Raw genomic sequence first — 15,398 nt, forward strand, 5'->3', positions numbered from 1 at the left:
ACCATCCAGCTGGAGGACCTGACCAAGCGGTACCCGGGCAACCCCGGTCCCGCGGTGGACAACGTCTCGATGGACATCAGGGCCGGTGAGACGGTGATCTTCGTGGGGCCGTCCGGCTGCGGGAAGTCCACCACCCTGAAGATGATCAACCGGCTGATCGAGCCGTCGTCGGGGCGGATCAGGATCGGCGACGAGGACGTCACCGACATCGACCCGGTGAAGCTGCGCCGCAAGATCGGTTACGCGATCCAGTCGTCCGGGCTCTTCCCGCACATGACGGTCGCCGAGAACATCGCCCTGGTGCCGCGGATGGTCGGCTGGTCCAAGTCGCGGGTGAAGGACCGGGTCGAGGAGATGCTCGACCTGGTCGGACTCGATCCGCGCGAGTTCCACGGCCGCTATCCGCGCCAGCTCTCCGGCGGGCAGCAGCAGCGGGTGGGCGTGGCCCGGGCGCTGGCCGCCGATCCGCCGGTGCTGCTGATGGACGAGCCGTTCGGCGCGGTCGACCCGATCACCCGCGACCACCTCCAGGACGAGCTGATCCGGCTCCAGCACGAACTGCACAAGACGATCGTCTTCGTCACCCACGACTTCGACGAGGCGATCAAGCTGGGCGACCGGATCGCGGTGCTGCGGGAGCGTTCGCACATCGCGCAGTTCGACACCCCCGAGGCGATCCTCACCAACCCGACCGACGATTTCGTCTCGGGGTTCGTGGGTGCCGGCGCGGCGCTGAAGCGGCTCAACCTGACCCGTGTGCGGGACGTGGAGATGGCCCAGTTCCCGACGGTGACGGTCGACGACCCGCTCCAGTCGATCTTCAACAAGCTGCGCAGCGGCCCGCACAACGAGCTGCTGATGCTGGACCGCAGGAACCGCCCGTACAAGTGGCTGCGGCGCGGCGACCTGATGCGGGCCCGCGGTTCGCTGGCGCGGGCCGGGCAGTTGGTCCACGACACGGTGACCCGGGACGCGACGCTGCACGACGCGCTGGAGGCGGTGCTGACCGACAGCGGCGGCCGGGTCGCGGTCACCGGGCGGCGCGGCGAGTTCATCGGGGTCGTGGACATGCACACGCTGATGAACTCCGTCCACGAGCTGCTGGAGGCCGACCGGCTCGCCGCGATCGAGCACCAGCACGACCTGGAGGAGATGCGCAGCCACCAGACCGAGGCGGAGCTGGAGGGCGGTGTGGACGGATGACCCCCCGCTCGCCCGAGGACGGCCGGGAGCCCCGCCGGGACCGGGAGTCCTACGGGAACCGGGAGTCCGGTCGCCGGGACCGGGAGCCCGCGCGCCGGGTGCGTTCCGGGGCCCGGGTGCCTTCCGAGCCCTCCTCCGACGAGGACCGCCCGCCCGGTGAGCACGACGTCAAGGGCCATGCCTTCCGAGACGAGGAGGAGGAGCCCGCCCCGCCGCCGGCCGGGCCGCCGCGCCGGATCACCTGGCGCAAGCTGGTGACGATGCCCCTCGTGCTGGTGGTCGTGCTGGTCATCACCTATCTGTGGATCACCAACGTCCACCTGGATTCGATCGCGCGGAACTCGCTCACCGGCGGCAATGTGCAACTGCGCTGGTGGCAGCATGTGCGGCTGACCGCGATCTCGACGTTCTGGGTGCTGATCATCGCCATTCCGCTGGGCATCGCGCTGACCCGGCGCAGGCTCAGCCGGGGCGCCCCGGTGGTCACGGCGGTCGCCAACGTCGGGCAGGCGACCCCGGCGATCGGTCTGCTGGCGCTGCTGGTGATCTGGCTGGGCATCGGCCCCTCGACGGCGATCATCGGCATGGTGATCTACGCGGTGCTGCCGGTGTTCTCCAACACGGTCGCCGGTCTCAAGGCGATCGAGCCGAACCTGGTCGAGGCTTCGCGCGGCATCGGCATGTCGGCGATGGGGACGCTCACCAAGGTCGAACTGCCGCTCGCCGTCCCGCTGATCCTGGCCGGGGTGCGGACGGCACTGGTGCTCAACGTCGGTACGGCGACCCTGGCCACGTTCGTCGGCGGCGGCGGCCTCGGGGACCTGATCACCTCGGGCATCCAGACCCAGCGGATGCCGGTGCTGGTGCTCGGTTCCGTACTGACGGTGGTACTGGCGCTGCTGGTGGACTGGTTGGCCTCGCTGGCCGAGCTGGCACTGACGCCGCGCGGACTGGAGGTGGGGTGATGCGCGCGCGGCGGGTACGCGCCGGACTGGTGGGAGCGCTGGTGGGGGCGCTGGCGCTCGCCGGGTGCGGGCTGAAGAGCGGTTCGCCGATGGTGGACGACGTGGTGCCGGGCTCGGTCGGCCGGGGGCGGCCCCTGGACGGCGCCTCGCTGACCGTCACGTCGAAGAACTTCAGCGAGAACATCATCCTGGGCCAGATGATCGGCCTGGTCTTCAAGGCCGCCGGCGCGGAGGTGCTGGACCGGACGAACCTGCCCGGCTCGATCAGCGCCCGCGAGGCGATCGTCAAGGGCGACGCGGACGCGATGTACGAGTACACGGGCACCGGCTGGATCACGTACCTGGGCCACGCGAAGCCGATCCCCGACCCGTTGAAGCAGTGGGAGGCGGTCCGGGACGAGGACCGGAACAACGGGGTGACCTGGCTCCCGCAGTCCACCCTCAACAACACCTACGCACTCGCCATCAGCCGGAAGAACAACGCCGGGTACCACCTGCGGACGCTCTCCGACGTGGCCGCCCTGGCGAAGCGGAACCCGGCGGCGGTGACGATCTGCGTGGAGAACGAGTTCGCCTCCCGCGACGACGGACTGCCCGGGATGGAGAAGGCGTACGGGATGTCGGTCCCGGCCGCCAACATCAAGAAGATGGACGCCGGGATCATCTACACCCAGGTTTCGAAGTCCGACTCCTGCCTGCTGGGCGAGGTGTTCACCACGGACGGCCGGATCAGGGCCATGGACCTCGAAGTCCTCGTGGACGACAAGCACTTCTTCCCCAACTACAACGCGGCGCCGGTCATCCACACCAGGACCTTCGAGAAGTACCCGCAGATCGCGGCGCTGCTCGACCCGGTCAGCCGGAAGCTGACGACCGAGGTCGCCCAGGTGCTCAACGCCAAGGTCGACGTGGACGGACAGGACCCGCACGAGGTGGCGAAGGACTGGCTGATCCAGGAGGGGTTCATCGAGGAGGGGTGAGCCGCGGGGCCTTCCCGCACCCCTCGGCGAGATACAAAGAAAATCTTGCAAAGAAGTAGTTGCAAAGACGGCTTTGCAACTCTACGGTTGTGCCATGCCCGAAACAGAGGACGGCGGCCCCGCTCCCGCCGAAGCCGAGAACGTCCACATGGTCGACGCCCGCACCCTGCGCGGGCTGGCCCACCCCCTGCGCCTCCGACTGCTGAACGCACTGCGGGAGTTCGGCCCCGCCACCGCCTCCGGCCTCGCGGACCGGCTCGGCGAGTCCAGCGGCGCCACCAGCTACCACCTGCGGCAGCTGGCGTCGTACGGCTTCGTCGAGGACGCCCCGGAGCGCGGCAAGGGCCGTGAACGCTGGTGGCGGGCCGTCCACCGGGGCACCGCCTTCAACACCGACCGGTTCCTGAGCCACCCGGACCCCGAGGTGCGCGGCGCCGTCGGCGTCGTGCTCCACGAGATCGCCGGCAACCACGCCCAGGAGCTGAACACCTGGATCGGCACCATGCGCGAGTGGCCCGAGGAGTGGCAGCACGGCTGGGACATCAGCGACTTCAAGGTGCGCCTCACCCCCGACCTCTCCACGGAACTGATCCTGAAGATCCACGAGCTCATCGAGAGCTACCGGGGCCGGGTCCCGGAGGACACCGAGGGATCGGCCGTCGTCCGCAGCCACGTGCACTTCTTCCCGCGCCCCACCGAGTGACACCGACCGCCGGCCCCCGCCGCACCGAGTGACACCGGCCGCCGGCCCCGGCCGCGGCCCACCGAGCGACACCACACCGAAGACCGAGAGGAATCCGTCATGAACCCGGAAACGCACCTGTCGCTGTTCCGTGCCCGCTCCACCGAACTGCAGGAGCAGGCCGTCGAGTTCCGCACCGCCCGCGAGGCCGGGCCCGCCGGATCCCTGCGCACCGTCCACTCGTCGCCCCGGACCCTTCGCACGCAACTGGGCTGGGCCCTGGTCGAGTTGGGCCTCCGCGTACTGCCCGGCCGGGAATCGCTCGCCTGCCACTCGCCCCGAACGGTCTAGCCGTGAACGGGGGGAGCCGAAAGGGGAGCCGAAAGCCGATCGCCGCGGTCCTGGCCGCCAACTCCATATCCACTGCCGGCACTTCGCTCACCCTGATCGGGGTGCCGTGGTTCGTCCTGGAGACCACGGGCAGCGCGGGACGGGCCGGTGTCGTCGCCTTCTGCGCGACCCTGCCGATCGTCGTCTCCGCGCTGGTCGGCGGCCCCGTCATCGACCGGATCGGGCGCCGCCGGGTCTCCGTCGCCTCCGACCTGGTGTGCGGCGCGTCCGTCGCCGCCGTCCCGCTGCTGCACCGGGCGGGCGCCCTCTCCTTCTGGATGCTGTGCGCGCTGATGGCGGTCAACGGACTCCTGCACACCCCGGGCAACACCGCCCGCTACGTCCTCGTCCCCGACCTCGCCGAGCACGCGGGCACCACCCTGGCGCGCGCCGCCTCCCTCTTCGACGCGGTCTCGCGCGGCGCCCGGATGGCCGGGGCGGCGCTGGCGGGCATGCTGATCGCACTGGTCGGCGCGGAGACCGTCCTGCTCCTGGACTCGGCGACCTTCCTGGCGTCCGCGCTGCTGGTCGCGACGGGGCTGCGAGGCATCCCCTCGGCCGAGCCGAGCGGGGCCACCGAGCCGATCTCGTTCCGGGCGTACCGCGGCGAACTGCGCGAGGGCTACGCCTACTTGCTGGGCAACCGGCTGCTGCTGGCCGTCGTGCTCATGGTGCTCTTCATGAACGGCACCGATCAGGGCTGGGGCGCCGTGCTGCTGCCGGTGCACGCCTCCGAGGAGCTGGGCGGGGCCCGGGACATCGGACTGCTCACCGCCCTGTTCGGTGCGGGCGGACTGACCGGGGCACTGCTGTACGGGGCGGTGGGGCACCGGTTCTCGCGGCGGACCGTGTTCACGGTGTGCGTGGTGCTGTGCGGCGCGCCCAGGTACGCGGTCGCGGCGCTGACCGGGACGACGACGCCGCTCGCCGTGACCATGGTGCTGAGCGGTCTGGCGGGCGGGGTGCTGAACCCGATCCTGACGACGGTGATCTACGGAAAGGTGCCCGAGGAGTTGCGCAGCCGGGTCTCCGGGGCCCTCACGGCGGGCTGCGAACTGGCCATGCCGGTGGGCGGTCTCGCGGCCGGGCTGCTGGTGGAGAGCATGGGGGCGAGAGGGGCGCTGCTGGCGATGGGCGGGGCGTACCTGCTGGCCACGCTGAGCCCGCTGGTGTTCCCCGTGTGGCGCACGATGGACGAGACCGACGGGGCCCACGGGAAGGCGGGCGACGTGCCGGGGCCGTCGGCCGATGGGGTCAGCAGCCCGGAACCTTGTGCCCCTGCGCCAGGTCCCGGAGCGAGGACACCGCGCCCTTCAGCGTCGTGACCGGGATCAGCTTCATCCCCTCGGGCAGCTCGGCGCGCGCCTGCCGGCACTCGGCCTTCGGGACGAGGAAGACGGTCGCCCCGTCGCGGTGGGCGGCCTGGGTCTTGAGCGAGACCCCGCCGACCGCGCCGACCTTGCCGTCCGCGTCGATCGTGCCGGTGCCCGCGATGGTGCGGCCCCCGGTGAGCTCGCCGCCGCGGCCGTCGCCGTCGAGCTTGTCGACGATGCCGAGCGCGAAGAACAGACCCGCGCTGGGCCCGCCCACGTCGGCGAGGTGCAGGGTGACGTCGACCGAGCCCTTGGGCTTGCCCAGGTAGCCGAGGGCCGCGTCCACGGCGTCGTCCTGCGACTCCCGCATGTCCTCCAGGTTGTGCTTCTCGATCTCCTTCTCGGAGCCGCCGGTCGGGTAGACGGAGTCACGGGGCAGGACCGCGCGGTCCGTACGGAACCAGCTGTCGATCACGTCGCCGATGCCGACGTCGGCGGTGGGCCCGGTCGCCACGATGGTCGTCATCCGCAGCTCGCCCTTGGTCGGGCGGGTGGGTTCGCCCTTGATGCTGATCACCGGGGTGCCGTGATCGCTCCCGAGCACGTTCGCGGTCGTACCGGGCTGTGCCAGGGTGAACGGCAGCGGCGCGAAGGCGGCCACGCCGAACAGGGCGAGGACGGGCAGGGCGCACAGGGCGAGGGTCCGGGAACGCGAATGACGAGTGAACACCCGCCCAATCTAACCGCCGGGGCGGGCCCCGACGCCAAACGGTGCGCCCGCCGCCCCGGAGCCCGGGGCCGGGCGCCCGGTCATGTGCGTACGCCGTGCCGCCCGCGTACGTGCCCCGGACGTCGGCCATCGGTCATCCGGCCGTCCGCCGGTGGACGGGCGGGCCGCCCGGCGTGTCCCCGCCGGGCCACCCGCCGCGGCTGCCGCACCGGACACGGGACCGGCCGCCCGGACCGTGCCGGATGCCGTCCGCGCACTTCCCGCCGTGCCCGCCGCGCACTTCCCGCCGTGCCGTCCGCGTACCTCCCGCCGCGGCTACCGCAGCGCGTCCGCCACCTCGCGGGCCGCGTCCACCACCCGGGGACCGACCCGTTCGGGCACGGAGTCCGCGAGCATCACGACGCCCACGCTGCCCTCGACGCCCGTCACTCCCACCAGTGCCGCCGCCGCACCGCTCGCCCCGGCCTCCAGCTCGCCGTGGGTGAGGGTGAAGGCGGTCTCGCCGACCGGCTTCTGGCGGGCCGCGAGTATCGCCCGGCCCGCGGCGCCCCGGTCCAGCGGATGGCGGAAACCGGCCCGGTAGGCCACGTGGTAGTCGGTCCAGGTCGGCTCCACCACCGCGACCGCGAGCGCGTCGCTGCCGTCCACCAGCGTGAGGTGTGCGGTGGCCCCGATGTCCTCGGCGAGGGACCGCAGCGCGGGCAGCGCGGCTTCCCGTACGAGGGGATGCACCTGGCGGCCCAGGCGCAGCACGCCCAGACCCACTCTGGCCCGGCCACCGAGATCGCGGCGCACCAGGGCGTGTTGTTCCAGGGTGGCGAGCAGACGGTAGACCACGGTCCGGTTGACCCCGAGTCGGTTGGACAACTCGGTGACGGTCAGGCCGTGATCGGTGTCGGCAAGCAGTTTGAGGACTCTCAGTCCCCGGTCGAGCGTCTGGGAGGTCTCCGCGGTCACGACGCCCTCTCCTCTGTGGTGAGCGGCGGCGGCTGATCCCCACAAAGTGTGCGCCGCCGGTCCCAGCGGCGACGCACGGAGAGGCCGCCGGCCTGGCCATGGCACCGGCTGCGCTCCGCGGCTGTACTGCCACGGGGCGTGCAGTTTTTTTGGACAGTAGCGAGCGAGTCCGCTCAGCGGAAGACCTCGTCCAGAATCCGGGCGTCGCCGGAAGCGGTGCCGGGGCGCCGGAGAATAACCGCCGGTCAGCGCGGCGCCGACCGATAAGCGAACATCTACGCGCGTCCTGGTCGGTCGACGCCTCCGGCCGCCCTTCATGCACCACGGGTGAATCGGCGTCAACCCACGGTGAACGACTGCTGAATAATTTTTCCGTTCACGAGCACCTCGCAGGCCCTGATCGCCTTCGTCGCCGGGTCCCGGACGGTGAAGTCGAGGGCGAACGTCCCGTCGAGTCCGACGATCCGGGTGACGTACGGGTCCGAGGTCTGCTTCCCGTCCGCGGTGCGGCCGGTCACCGAGACCGTGGCGACGGGGGCGAATCCCCGGCCGGTCACCTGGACCGCGGTGCCGACGGGCCCTTCGGGCGGCGAGAGGGCGAAGGCCGGTCCGGCGGGCACGGTGCCGTCCTGGACGGTGAACGCCGCGGTCTCGGTGCGCGGGTTGACGAGGACCTCCCGGACCCGGATCGCGACGGTGTCCGCGGCGTCGACCTTGAAGGTCTGCGAGAACGCCCCGTCCAGCCCGACCACCTTCGTCCGCACCGGGTCCGAGGTCTGCGAGCCGTCGGCCCGCAGTCCGACGATGGACACGGTGGCGACCTTCGCGAAGCCCTGCCCGACGACGGTGACGGCGGTGCCCCGGGGCCCGGCGGACGGGGTGAGGACGACGAAGGACGGGGCCACGGTCAGCGGGGTGAGGGCCTGCGCTCCCCCGGCGGTGACCCTGAGCGCGTACACGGCGCGCGGGGTGGATCCGGCCACGGTGACGGTGCCGGCGAGCGCTCCGTCGGTACCGACCCGGAGGGTGGAACCGCTGATCCGGGCGCTGTCGCAGGCGCTTCCGTCGGCGGCGCAGAGCTCGGCCGCGGGGGTGACGCCGGTGGGCCAGTCACCACCGGAGAGGGCGATCGTGCCGCCCGGCTTCACCTTCGCCGCGCCCGCGGAGAGGCTCGCGGAGGCGTCGGTCACGGTGAACGGCGTGGTCAGCACGGTGGCCGGATCGTTGCCCTCGTCCACCTGGATCGCGGTGATGGCCGGATCGGAGACGGTGAAGTCGACGCCGAACGTTCCGTCGGGGGCGCTCTTCACGTAGACGGCGGTGTCGTCGAGGGTCGCCCCGTTCGCGTCCAGGCCGACGGTGTTGATCCACCGGTCCTGGAAGTAGTTGGTGCCGGTGACCCGCACGACGCTGCCGACCGGCGCGCCGGAGCGGGAGAGCGCGATGGCCCGCGGTCCGGTGGGGACGAACGCCCGCACGGTCAGGGGCGCGGTCGCCTCCTTGGTGCCGTCGCCGACCTTCACCAGGTACGAGCCGTCGGGCACGGCGCCCGCGGCGGCGAGCACCGCGCTGCCGGTCAGTTCTCCCGAGCCGCTGATCGCGAGGGTGTGGGAGGCGAACTTGCCGGGGTCGCAGCCGCCGCCGTCCGCCGCGCACAGCGAGGGGACGGGGGTGGCCCCGGCGGTCCACAGGCTGCCGGTCAGGGCGACGGCGGTGGACGGCCATACGGGGGTGGCGGGCGCGGACAGGGTGGCCGGGTGGCCCGCGGTGCCCTCGGCGGTCACGGTGCCGACGGAGCCGCTGCCGCTCACCACGTCGCACGGGGTCTCGTAGGTGGAGCCGAGCACCTTGGTGCGCGTGAGGTTGCGCACCGGCGTGAAGGTGATCGGGCCGCTCGCGTCGGCCGGGATGAGGAAGTCCCCCTCGTACGGCGGGATCTCGATCGGTTTGCCGGACGGGATGTCGAGGTTGACCTGGGGGCCGGTGACGGTGACGGTGCCGGTGGCACCGCCGGACATGACGAGGTCGATGCTGGGGGTGGTGGGCACGTCGTTCAGGCTGAGCCCGCTGGTGGCGGGGGACGGGCCGAGGGCGACCTTGGCGTGGACCTTGCCGCCCGGGTCGACGATCGACGGCGAGAGGTCGACGCTCATCTCCTGCGGCCCGGTCGCCTCGCCCTGCCCGGCGGGCAGGGAGCAGTGGACGGTCGGGGTGACGGTGCCGGCCAGGGCGGCGGGGGCGAGCGCGAAGGTTCCGCCGGTCCAGACGAGCACGGCGCCCGCGGTGAGGGCGACGGCTCGGCGCAACACCGCACCCGGCCTTTCGGTTCTTCTCGTTCTCCGGACGGGCATGCTGCTCCTCCATGGGTGTCGTCGGATGTCGTCCGCGGTTCTCGTCCGCGGTTCTCATCTGCGGGAATTTCTTCGGATTCGGAATGGCGATGCCCGCCCGCTCCGATGAGTCGGGGAGCGGGCGGGCACCTCGGACTTTCCCTTTTCGCACCGGGAGATCTCGGGAATCCCGGGCCGGAAACCGGAGACCGGAGATCAAGGACCGAAGATCAGGGATCAGGGATCAGGGATCAGGGATCAGAGAAGCGTGAGGGTCAGGGTGGCGCCGTAATCTCCGGGGCGGGTGAATCCGGGAAGGGTGAGCGTGAGATCGGCGTCGGCGTCGAACCGGCCGCCGGTGAACGGGCGGGAGCCGTCCGGCCCCATCCGGCACAGGCTCGCCGCCTCGCTGCCGAGCGCGGTGGGCGACCCGGCCACCGGCACCCCCACGCTTCCGTTCTGCGCCGCGCACCTGGGCGTCCACCGCACGGCCCCGGCGGGGATGGTGTTCCCGCCCGCGCCGGTGAAGTCGGTGAGGGTGGCGGTGAGGGACCAGCCGCTGTTGACGCCGCGGGCGTCCGACACCTCGACCCGGTTGAGCCGGGAGCGCTGCACTCCGCTGCCGGTGCCCAGGACCGTCGTGCCGAAGTCGACGGTGTCGCCGTCCTGGACCATGGACAGGGTTCCGGCCCGGACCGAGGTGCTCAGCTTCTGGTCGGCGCTCGTCCCGTCCCCTCCCCCGCCCGTGGAGACGGTGAACGGGACGGTCCGCACGGTCGCCGGATCGTTGCCCTCGTCGGCCTGGACCGCGGTGACGGCGTCGGAGATCACGGTGAACTCCACGGCGAAGGTGCCGTCCGGTGCGCTCTTGACGTAGACCGCGCTGTCGTCGATCGCGGTGCCCGTCGCGTCGAGGCCGATGACGTTGATCCAGCGGTCCGGGTTGTAGTTCCTGCCGCTGACCGTGATCACGCTGCCGACGGGGCCGCTGTCCCGCGAGAGCGAGATCTCGCGGTCACCGGACGCGACGGCCTCGACGGTGAGCGGCGCGGTCGCCTCCTTCGTGCCGTCGTTGACCTTCACCTCGTACGAACCGTTCGGCACCGCGCCGGCCTCCGCGAGGGTCGCGGTGCCGTGCAGCGTCCCGTAGCTGTCGATGGTGAGGCCGTTCTCCTTGAACTTCAGCGGATCGCAGCCGCCACCGCCCACCGCGCACAGCGAGGGCACCGGCGTGCCGCCCGGGGTCCAGCCCGAACCTCCCAGTGCCACGGGGGTGTTGGGACGTACGGGGTCGGCGGGGGCGGTCAGGGTGGCCGGCTCGGAACCGGTGCCCTCCACCGTGACGGTGCCGACGGAGCCGCCGCCGTCGACGACGTCGCAGGGCGTCTCGAAGACCGAACCGAGCACCTTGGTCCGGGTCAGCGTGCGGACCGGGGCGAACGAGACGTCCCCGGAGGCGTTCGCCGGTACCAGGAAGTCGCCTTCGTAGGGCGGGATCTCGATGGGCTTCCCGGCCGGGATGTCCATCGTGAGCTCGGCGCCCAGCACGGTGACGGTGCCGCTCGCCCCGCCGGACATGGCGAGGTCGAGGCTGGGAACGGTCGGCACGTCCTCCAGGGCCAGGGCACTGGTGGCGGGGGACGGGCCGAGGGTCACCTTCGCGTGCACCTTGCCGCCCGGGGCGACGACCGCGGGCGACAGTTCGACGGTCATCTCCTGCGGCCCGGTCGCCTCGCCCTGGCCCGCGGGCAGGACGCAGTGGACGGTCGGGGCGGCCGTGCCCGCGGGCCGCTGCCCGTCCGCCGGCCCCGCGGACGGCGCGGCCGTGGCCCCGACGCAGCCCAGTGAGAGTACGAAGCAGGCGGCGAGCAGACCGGTCATACCTGGTCTTCGTCGTCGGATCACCAGACACCCCTCCATGGCCCATTGATTGCGCACATTGAGGAGGTCGCATGCGGAGAAGTCAAGAGAAAGCCAATTGATCCTTGACCGGCCGCCCCGACCGGATGATCCTTTTCCGGAAATACCCAAAAGGCATTTCGGAGGGCACTCCGAGTACACCCGACAAAATCTCTTGACTTCTTTGATGATCATGGTTTCACTGCACCCGACATGCCGGGCCCGGCACGCAGTTCCGCAAGAAGATCGCACGGCACGATTTCGGTTCTTCTTCGGCGGAGCCGCGGAATTCAGAAACCGGAAGGAGTTCCCACCGTCATGTCGATCACTTCAGCACGGTCACGGACCGTGCGGCCGGCGGGCCCCCGCCCGTCGTACCGAAGACACCTCCCGCCGGCGCTGGTGGCGGCCTGCGGCCTGGTCGGCGCGCTCGCCCTGGCGCCGACGGCCCAGGCGGTGACCCCGCTCACCGCGACGGCCACGTACGACTGCGGCGCCTGGGGCAGCGGTCTGGCCACCCTGACCGCCGCCGACTCGGGCACGTCCAAGACGATCAAGATCACCTCCACGGCGATCACCATGCCGCCCGGGACCAGCGCCGACCCGAACAGCATCACGACGACGCTCAAGCTCACCAAGACCTCGGGCGGCGTCACCAGCCAGGTGCAGTTCTCCGGGAAGACCAACCCGGGCCTGAGCGGCGGCAACCCGATCACCCTGGGTCCGCTGAAGCTCACCTCCGGCACCCTGGCGGCGGGTGACAGCACGAACTCCGTGGTGCTTCCCACCCCGCCGAGCGCCACCAACTGGTCCCTGCAGATCGTGGCGTCGTCCCCGACGTCGGCCACGGTGCCGTGCGTGGCCACGTCCAACCAGTCCGCGTCGTTCGTCTGGTAGACGTCCCGCCCTGCAGGACCACCCCGCCGCCCGAGGTCTTGGTGAGCTTGAGCGTCGTCGTGATGCTGTTCGGGTCGGCGCTGGTCCCGGGCGGCATGGTGATCGCGCCCCGGCCGACCCCCCGATCCGCACCACCGGCCCGTCCGCACCGGCGGCCCGTCCGCACCGAGAACGCCCGTACCGCCGAACACCCCGTACCGCCGAACACCCCGCGCCGAGAACGCCCGTACCACCAAGCGCCCCGCGCCACCGAACGCCCGCATCACCGAACGCCCGCATCACCGAACGCCCGTACCGACGGCACCGGCCCGGGGCAGGACCGCCGTCCCCGCCCCGGGCCGGTGCCCGTACGCCAGTGCCCCGCTACCTCATCCGGGTGGCCCACTCCTGGACCTTCTTGATCCGCTGCTGGATCTGGCCGGCCGTCGCCTCCGCGCTGGGCGGCCCGCCGCACACCCGCCGCAACTCGGTGTGGATCACACCGTGCGGCTTCCCGCTCTGGTGCGTGTACGCCGACACCATCGTGTTGAGCTGCTTGCGCAGCCCCAGCAACTGCTTGTGCGTGACCACCGGCCGCGCCTCGGCCGGCTTCTCCAGCAGGTCGGCCTCCCCGGCCGGCTTCTGGCGGCTGTGCGCGATCTGCCGGGTCTGCCGCTTCTGGAGCAGCAGTTGCACCTGGTCGGGTTCGAGCAGTCCGGGAATCCCCAGGTAGTCCTGCTCCTCCTCGCTGCCCGGGTGCGCCTGCATGCCGAATTCGGCACCGTCGTACAGCACCCGGTCGAAGACCGCGTCGGATTCGAGGGCCTCGAAGGGCAGCTGCTCCTCGGTCTCCTCGTCCTCCAGCTTCTCGGCGTCGGCGAGGAGCTTGTCCTCCTCCGCGAACGGGTTCTCCTCGTCGCTGCCCTTCTTGGGCTTGTCGAGGGCGTGGTCCCGCTCGACCTCCATCTCGTTGGCGAAGTCGAGCAGCATCGGGATGGTCGGCAGGAAGACCGAGGCCGTCTCGCCGCGCCTGCGCGAGCGCACGAAACGCCCGACGGCCTGGGCGAAGAAGAGCGGCGTGGAGATCGTGGTGGCGTACACGCCCACGGCGAGACGCGGCACGTCGACGCCTTCCGACACCATGCGCACCGCGACCATCCAGCGGGAGTCGTCCCCGCTGAACTGGTCGATCTTCTTCGACGCGGCCTTCTCGTCGGAGAGGACGACGGTGGCCTTCTCGCCCGTGACCCGCTTCAGGATCTTGGCGTACTCGCGCGCCGAGTCCTGGTCGGTGGCGATGACGAGGCCGCCCGCGTCCGGGATGCCCTTGCGCACCTCGGTCAGCCGCCTGTCGGCGGCGGCCAGCACGTTGGGGATCCACTCCCCGGTGGGTGCCAGGGCGGTGCGCCAGGCCTGTCCGATGGCGTCCTTGGTCATCGGTTCGCCGAGCCGGGCGGCGACCTCGTCACCGGCCTTGGTGCGCCAGCGCATGTTGCCGCTGTAGCTGAGGAAGATCACGGGCCGGACGACGCCGTCGGCGAGCGCGTTGCCGTAGCCGTACGTGTAGTCGGCCGAGGAGCGCCGGATGCCCTCGTTGTCCTCCTCGTACGCGACGAAGGGGATCGGGTTGGTGTCGGACCGGAACGGCGTCCCGGTGAGCGCGAGCCGCCGGGTGGCCGGGTCGAACGCCTCCTGGCACGCCTCGCCCCAGGACTTGGAGTCACCGGCGTGGTGGATCTCGTCGAGGATCACCAGGGTCTTGCGCTGCTCGCAGCGGTTGCGGTGCAGCATCGGGCGGACGCCGACACCGGCGTAGGTCACCGCGACGCCGTCGTACTCCTTGCTCAACGGACCGGCGCTGTAGTCGGGGTCGAGCTTGATGCCTATCCGGGCCGCCGCCTCGGCCCACTGCTTCTTCAGGTGCTCGGTCGGTGCGACGACGGTGACCTGCTGCACGACGTGGTGGTGCAGCAGCCATGAGGCGAGGGTCAGCGCGAAGGTGGTCTTCCCCGCGCCGGGGGTGGCGACCGCGAGGAAGTCGCGCGGCTGCTCCTGGATGTACTTCTCCATGGCGCCCTGCTGCCAGGCTCGCAGCTTGCCGGCCGTGCCCCAGGGGGCTCGGCCGGGGAAGGCGGGTGAGAGGTGGTGGGAGGCGGTAGTAGTCACGGTCTCCGGTTCGGGTCTCTCGGGTACGTGGGGCGTTGCCCGCCGGGGCCGGAACCGACCCGCACGCGATACGACAACCGGGCCACCCTACCGGTGCCCCGGACGGGACCATGTATGAACGACACCGGCGCCCAGCACCGCGAGACCGGGGTCACATGTCGTCGTGCAGCGCCCTCAAGCGCTCGGCGATGCGGTCCACGTCCTCAAGACTGCCCATCGCCACCTCGATGACGAGTTTGTACGCCTCGTCCTGGTCGACGTCGAGCATCTCGGTCCCGTTGAAGTCGAGAAATACGACTGTGGACATCCAGGCCATGCGCTTGTTGCCGTCCACAAGAGGATGGTTCACCGCAAGCGACTGCAACAGCGCCGCAGCCTTCTGGAACAGGTCCGTGTATGCCTCGACGCCGAACATGGCCGACTGGGGACGGTGCACCGCCGAGCTGAGCAGGCCGAGGTCGCGCACAGCGACCTGCTGCCCCCCGCAGGCCAGCTCCGCGAGGTCCAGGACTTCCTGGACCGTCAGGTACTTCACCTACTCCCCCAACCGCCGCAGCAGGTCGGCGTGGCCCACCGCATACTTGGCCCCGAGCCGCTTCACCGACTCCCGGTCCGCTTCGACCTCCAGGTACCGGTCGATCGCCTGAAGCACTATGGCGTGCATACTCCGACCCTCTGCTTCAGCCCTGAGCTTCAGCGCCTCCTGCTGGTCCTCACGCATACGCAGATTCATTGCCATACCAAAACGGTACCATCAGAGGGGTCACACTGGTACTACTTCACACTCCGCACCCGGGCCGCCACCCACGCCCCCACCAGCGCCACCCCCGCCATCGGCAGGAAGACCACCGCGAACGCCCCCGGGTGCGATCCGGCGGCCCGGGTGCGGAGTGTGAAGTAGTACCAG

14 protein-coding genes are annotated in these 15,398 nt (G+C 71.2%); 7 read left to right on the plus strand and 7 right to left on the minus strand.

Going from position 1 to position 15,398, the window contains the following annotated elements; all coding sequences use genetic code 11:
- Nucleotides 1–3: 3 nt before the first annotated feature.
- The 6 genes from EAO76_RS25225 (at nt 4) to EAO76_RS25250 (ending at nt 5,545) form a co-directional block, all read left to right on the plus strand.
- Nucleotides 4–1,203 carry a betaine/proline/choline family ABC transporter ATP-binding protein gene (locus tag EAO76_RS25225; protein WP_187438800.1) on the plus strand — a complete coding sequence of 400 codons (1,200 nt, stop codon included), beginning with the start codon at nt 4–6 and terminating at the stop codon, nt 1,201–1,203.
- Nucleotides 1,200–2,168, plus strand: coding sequence for an ABC transporter permease (locus EAO76_RS25230; RefSeq protein ID WP_148838214.1), 969 nt, complete (start codon nt 1,200–1,202; stop codon nt 2,166–2,168). The genes EAO76_RS25225 and EAO76_RS25230 overlap by 4 nt, the downstream gene beginning before the upstream one ends.
- Nucleotides 2,168–3,148 (plus strand): glycine betaine ABC transporter substrate-binding protein, encoded by a 981-nt coding sequence (locus EAO76_RS25235; RefSeq protein ID WP_148838215.1) that lies wholly within the window; start codon nt 2,168–2,170, stop codon nt 3,146–3,148. The genes EAO76_RS25230 and EAO76_RS25235 overlap by 1 nt, the downstream gene beginning before the upstream one ends.
- Nucleotides 3,149–3,242: 94 nt before the next feature.
- The gene (locus EAO76_RS25240; protein ID WP_148838217.1) at nt 3,243–3,851 is read left to right on the plus strand and encodes a winged helix-turn-helix domain-containing protein; all 609 of its coding nucleotides are present in this window, start codon (nt 3,243–3,245) and stop codon (nt 3,849–3,851) included.
- Nucleotides 3,852–3,950: 99 nt separating this feature from the next.
- A complete protein-coding gene (locus EAO76_RS25245) occupies nt 3,951–4,181 on the plus strand; it encodes a hypothetical protein (protein WP_148838219.1) in 231 nt (76 codons plus the stop codon).
- A gap of 2 nt (nt 4,182–4,183) precedes the next feature.
- The gene (locus EAO76_RS25250) at nt 4,184–5,545 is read left to right on the plus strand and encodes an MFS transporter (RefSeq protein ID WP_148838221.1); all 1,362 of its coding nucleotides are present in this window, start codon (nt 4,184–4,186) and stop codon (nt 5,543–5,545) included.
- Here EAO76_RS25250 and EAO76_RS25255 read toward each other — a convergent pair.
- The 4 genes from EAO76_RS25255 to EAO76_RS25270 form a co-directional block, all read right to left on the minus strand.
- Nucleotides 5,475–6,263 carry a PDZ domain-containing protein gene (locus EAO76_RS25255; protein ID WP_148838223.1) on the minus strand — a complete coding sequence of 263 codons (789 nt, stop codon included), beginning with the start codon at nt 6,261–6,263 and terminating at the stop codon, nt 5,475–5,477. The genes EAO76_RS25250 and EAO76_RS25255 overlap by 71 nt on opposite strands.
- A 315-nt stretch (nt 6,264–6,578) precedes the next feature.
- Nucleotides 6,579–7,220 (minus strand): IclR family transcriptional regulator, encoded by a 642-nt coding sequence (locus EAO76_RS25260; protein ID WP_148838225.1) that lies wholly within the window; start codon nt 7,218–7,220, stop codon nt 6,579–6,581.
- Between the two features lie 338 nt (nt 7,221–7,558).
- Nucleotides 7,559–9,529, minus strand: a complete 1,971-nt coding sequence (locus EAO76_RS25265; RefSeq protein ID WP_148838227.1) for a hypothetical protein — start codon at nt 9,527–9,529, stop codon at nt 7,559–7,561.
- A 279-nt stretch (nt 9,530–9,808) separates the two neighbouring features.
- Complete coding sequence (locus EAO76_RS25270; RefSeq protein ID WP_148838229.1) at nt 9,809–11,431, minus strand: WxL domain-containing protein; 1,623 nt, start codon at nt 11,429–11,431, stop codon at nt 9,809–9,811.
- A gap of 336 nt (nt 11,432–11,767) precedes the next feature.
- On the opposite strand from EAO76_RS25270, the gene EAO76_RS25275 reads away from it, so the two are divergent.
- Entirely contained in the window at nt 11,768–12,346 is a 579-nt protein-coding gene (locus EAO76_RS25275) for a hypothetical protein (protein ID WP_262375732.1), read from the plus strand.
- 363 nt (nt 12,347–12,709) lie between these two features.
- On the opposite strand, the gene EAO76_RS25280 is transcribed toward EAO76_RS25275, so the two are convergent.
- From EAO76_RS25280 to EAO76_RS25290, 3 genes are all read right to left on the minus strand, one after another.
- The gene (locus tag EAO76_RS25280) at nt 12,710–14,491 is read right to left on the minus strand and encodes a DEAD/DEAH box helicase (RefSeq protein ID WP_148838230.1); all 1,782 of its coding nucleotides are present in this window, start codon (nt 14,489–14,491) and stop codon (nt 12,710–12,712) included.
- Between the two features lie 151 nt (nt 14,492–14,642).
- The gene (locus EAO76_RS25285; RefSeq protein WP_148838231.1) at nt 14,643–15,026 is read right to left on the minus strand and encodes a type II toxin-antitoxin system death-on-curing family toxin; all 384 of its coding nucleotides are present in this window, start codon (nt 15,024–15,026) and stop codon (nt 14,643–14,645) included.
- Complete coding sequence (locus tag EAO76_RS25290) at nt 15,027–15,224, minus strand: Arc family DNA-binding protein (protein WP_148838357.1); 198 nt, start codon at nt 15,222–15,224, stop codon at nt 15,027–15,029.
- Nucleotides 15,225–15,398: the final 174 nt, after the last annotated feature.

Origin of the sequence: Streptomyces sp. sk2.1, assembly GCF_008120935.1 — a bacterium.
GTDB lineage: Bacteria > Actinomycetota > Actinomycetes > Streptomycetales > Streptomycetaceae > Streptomyces.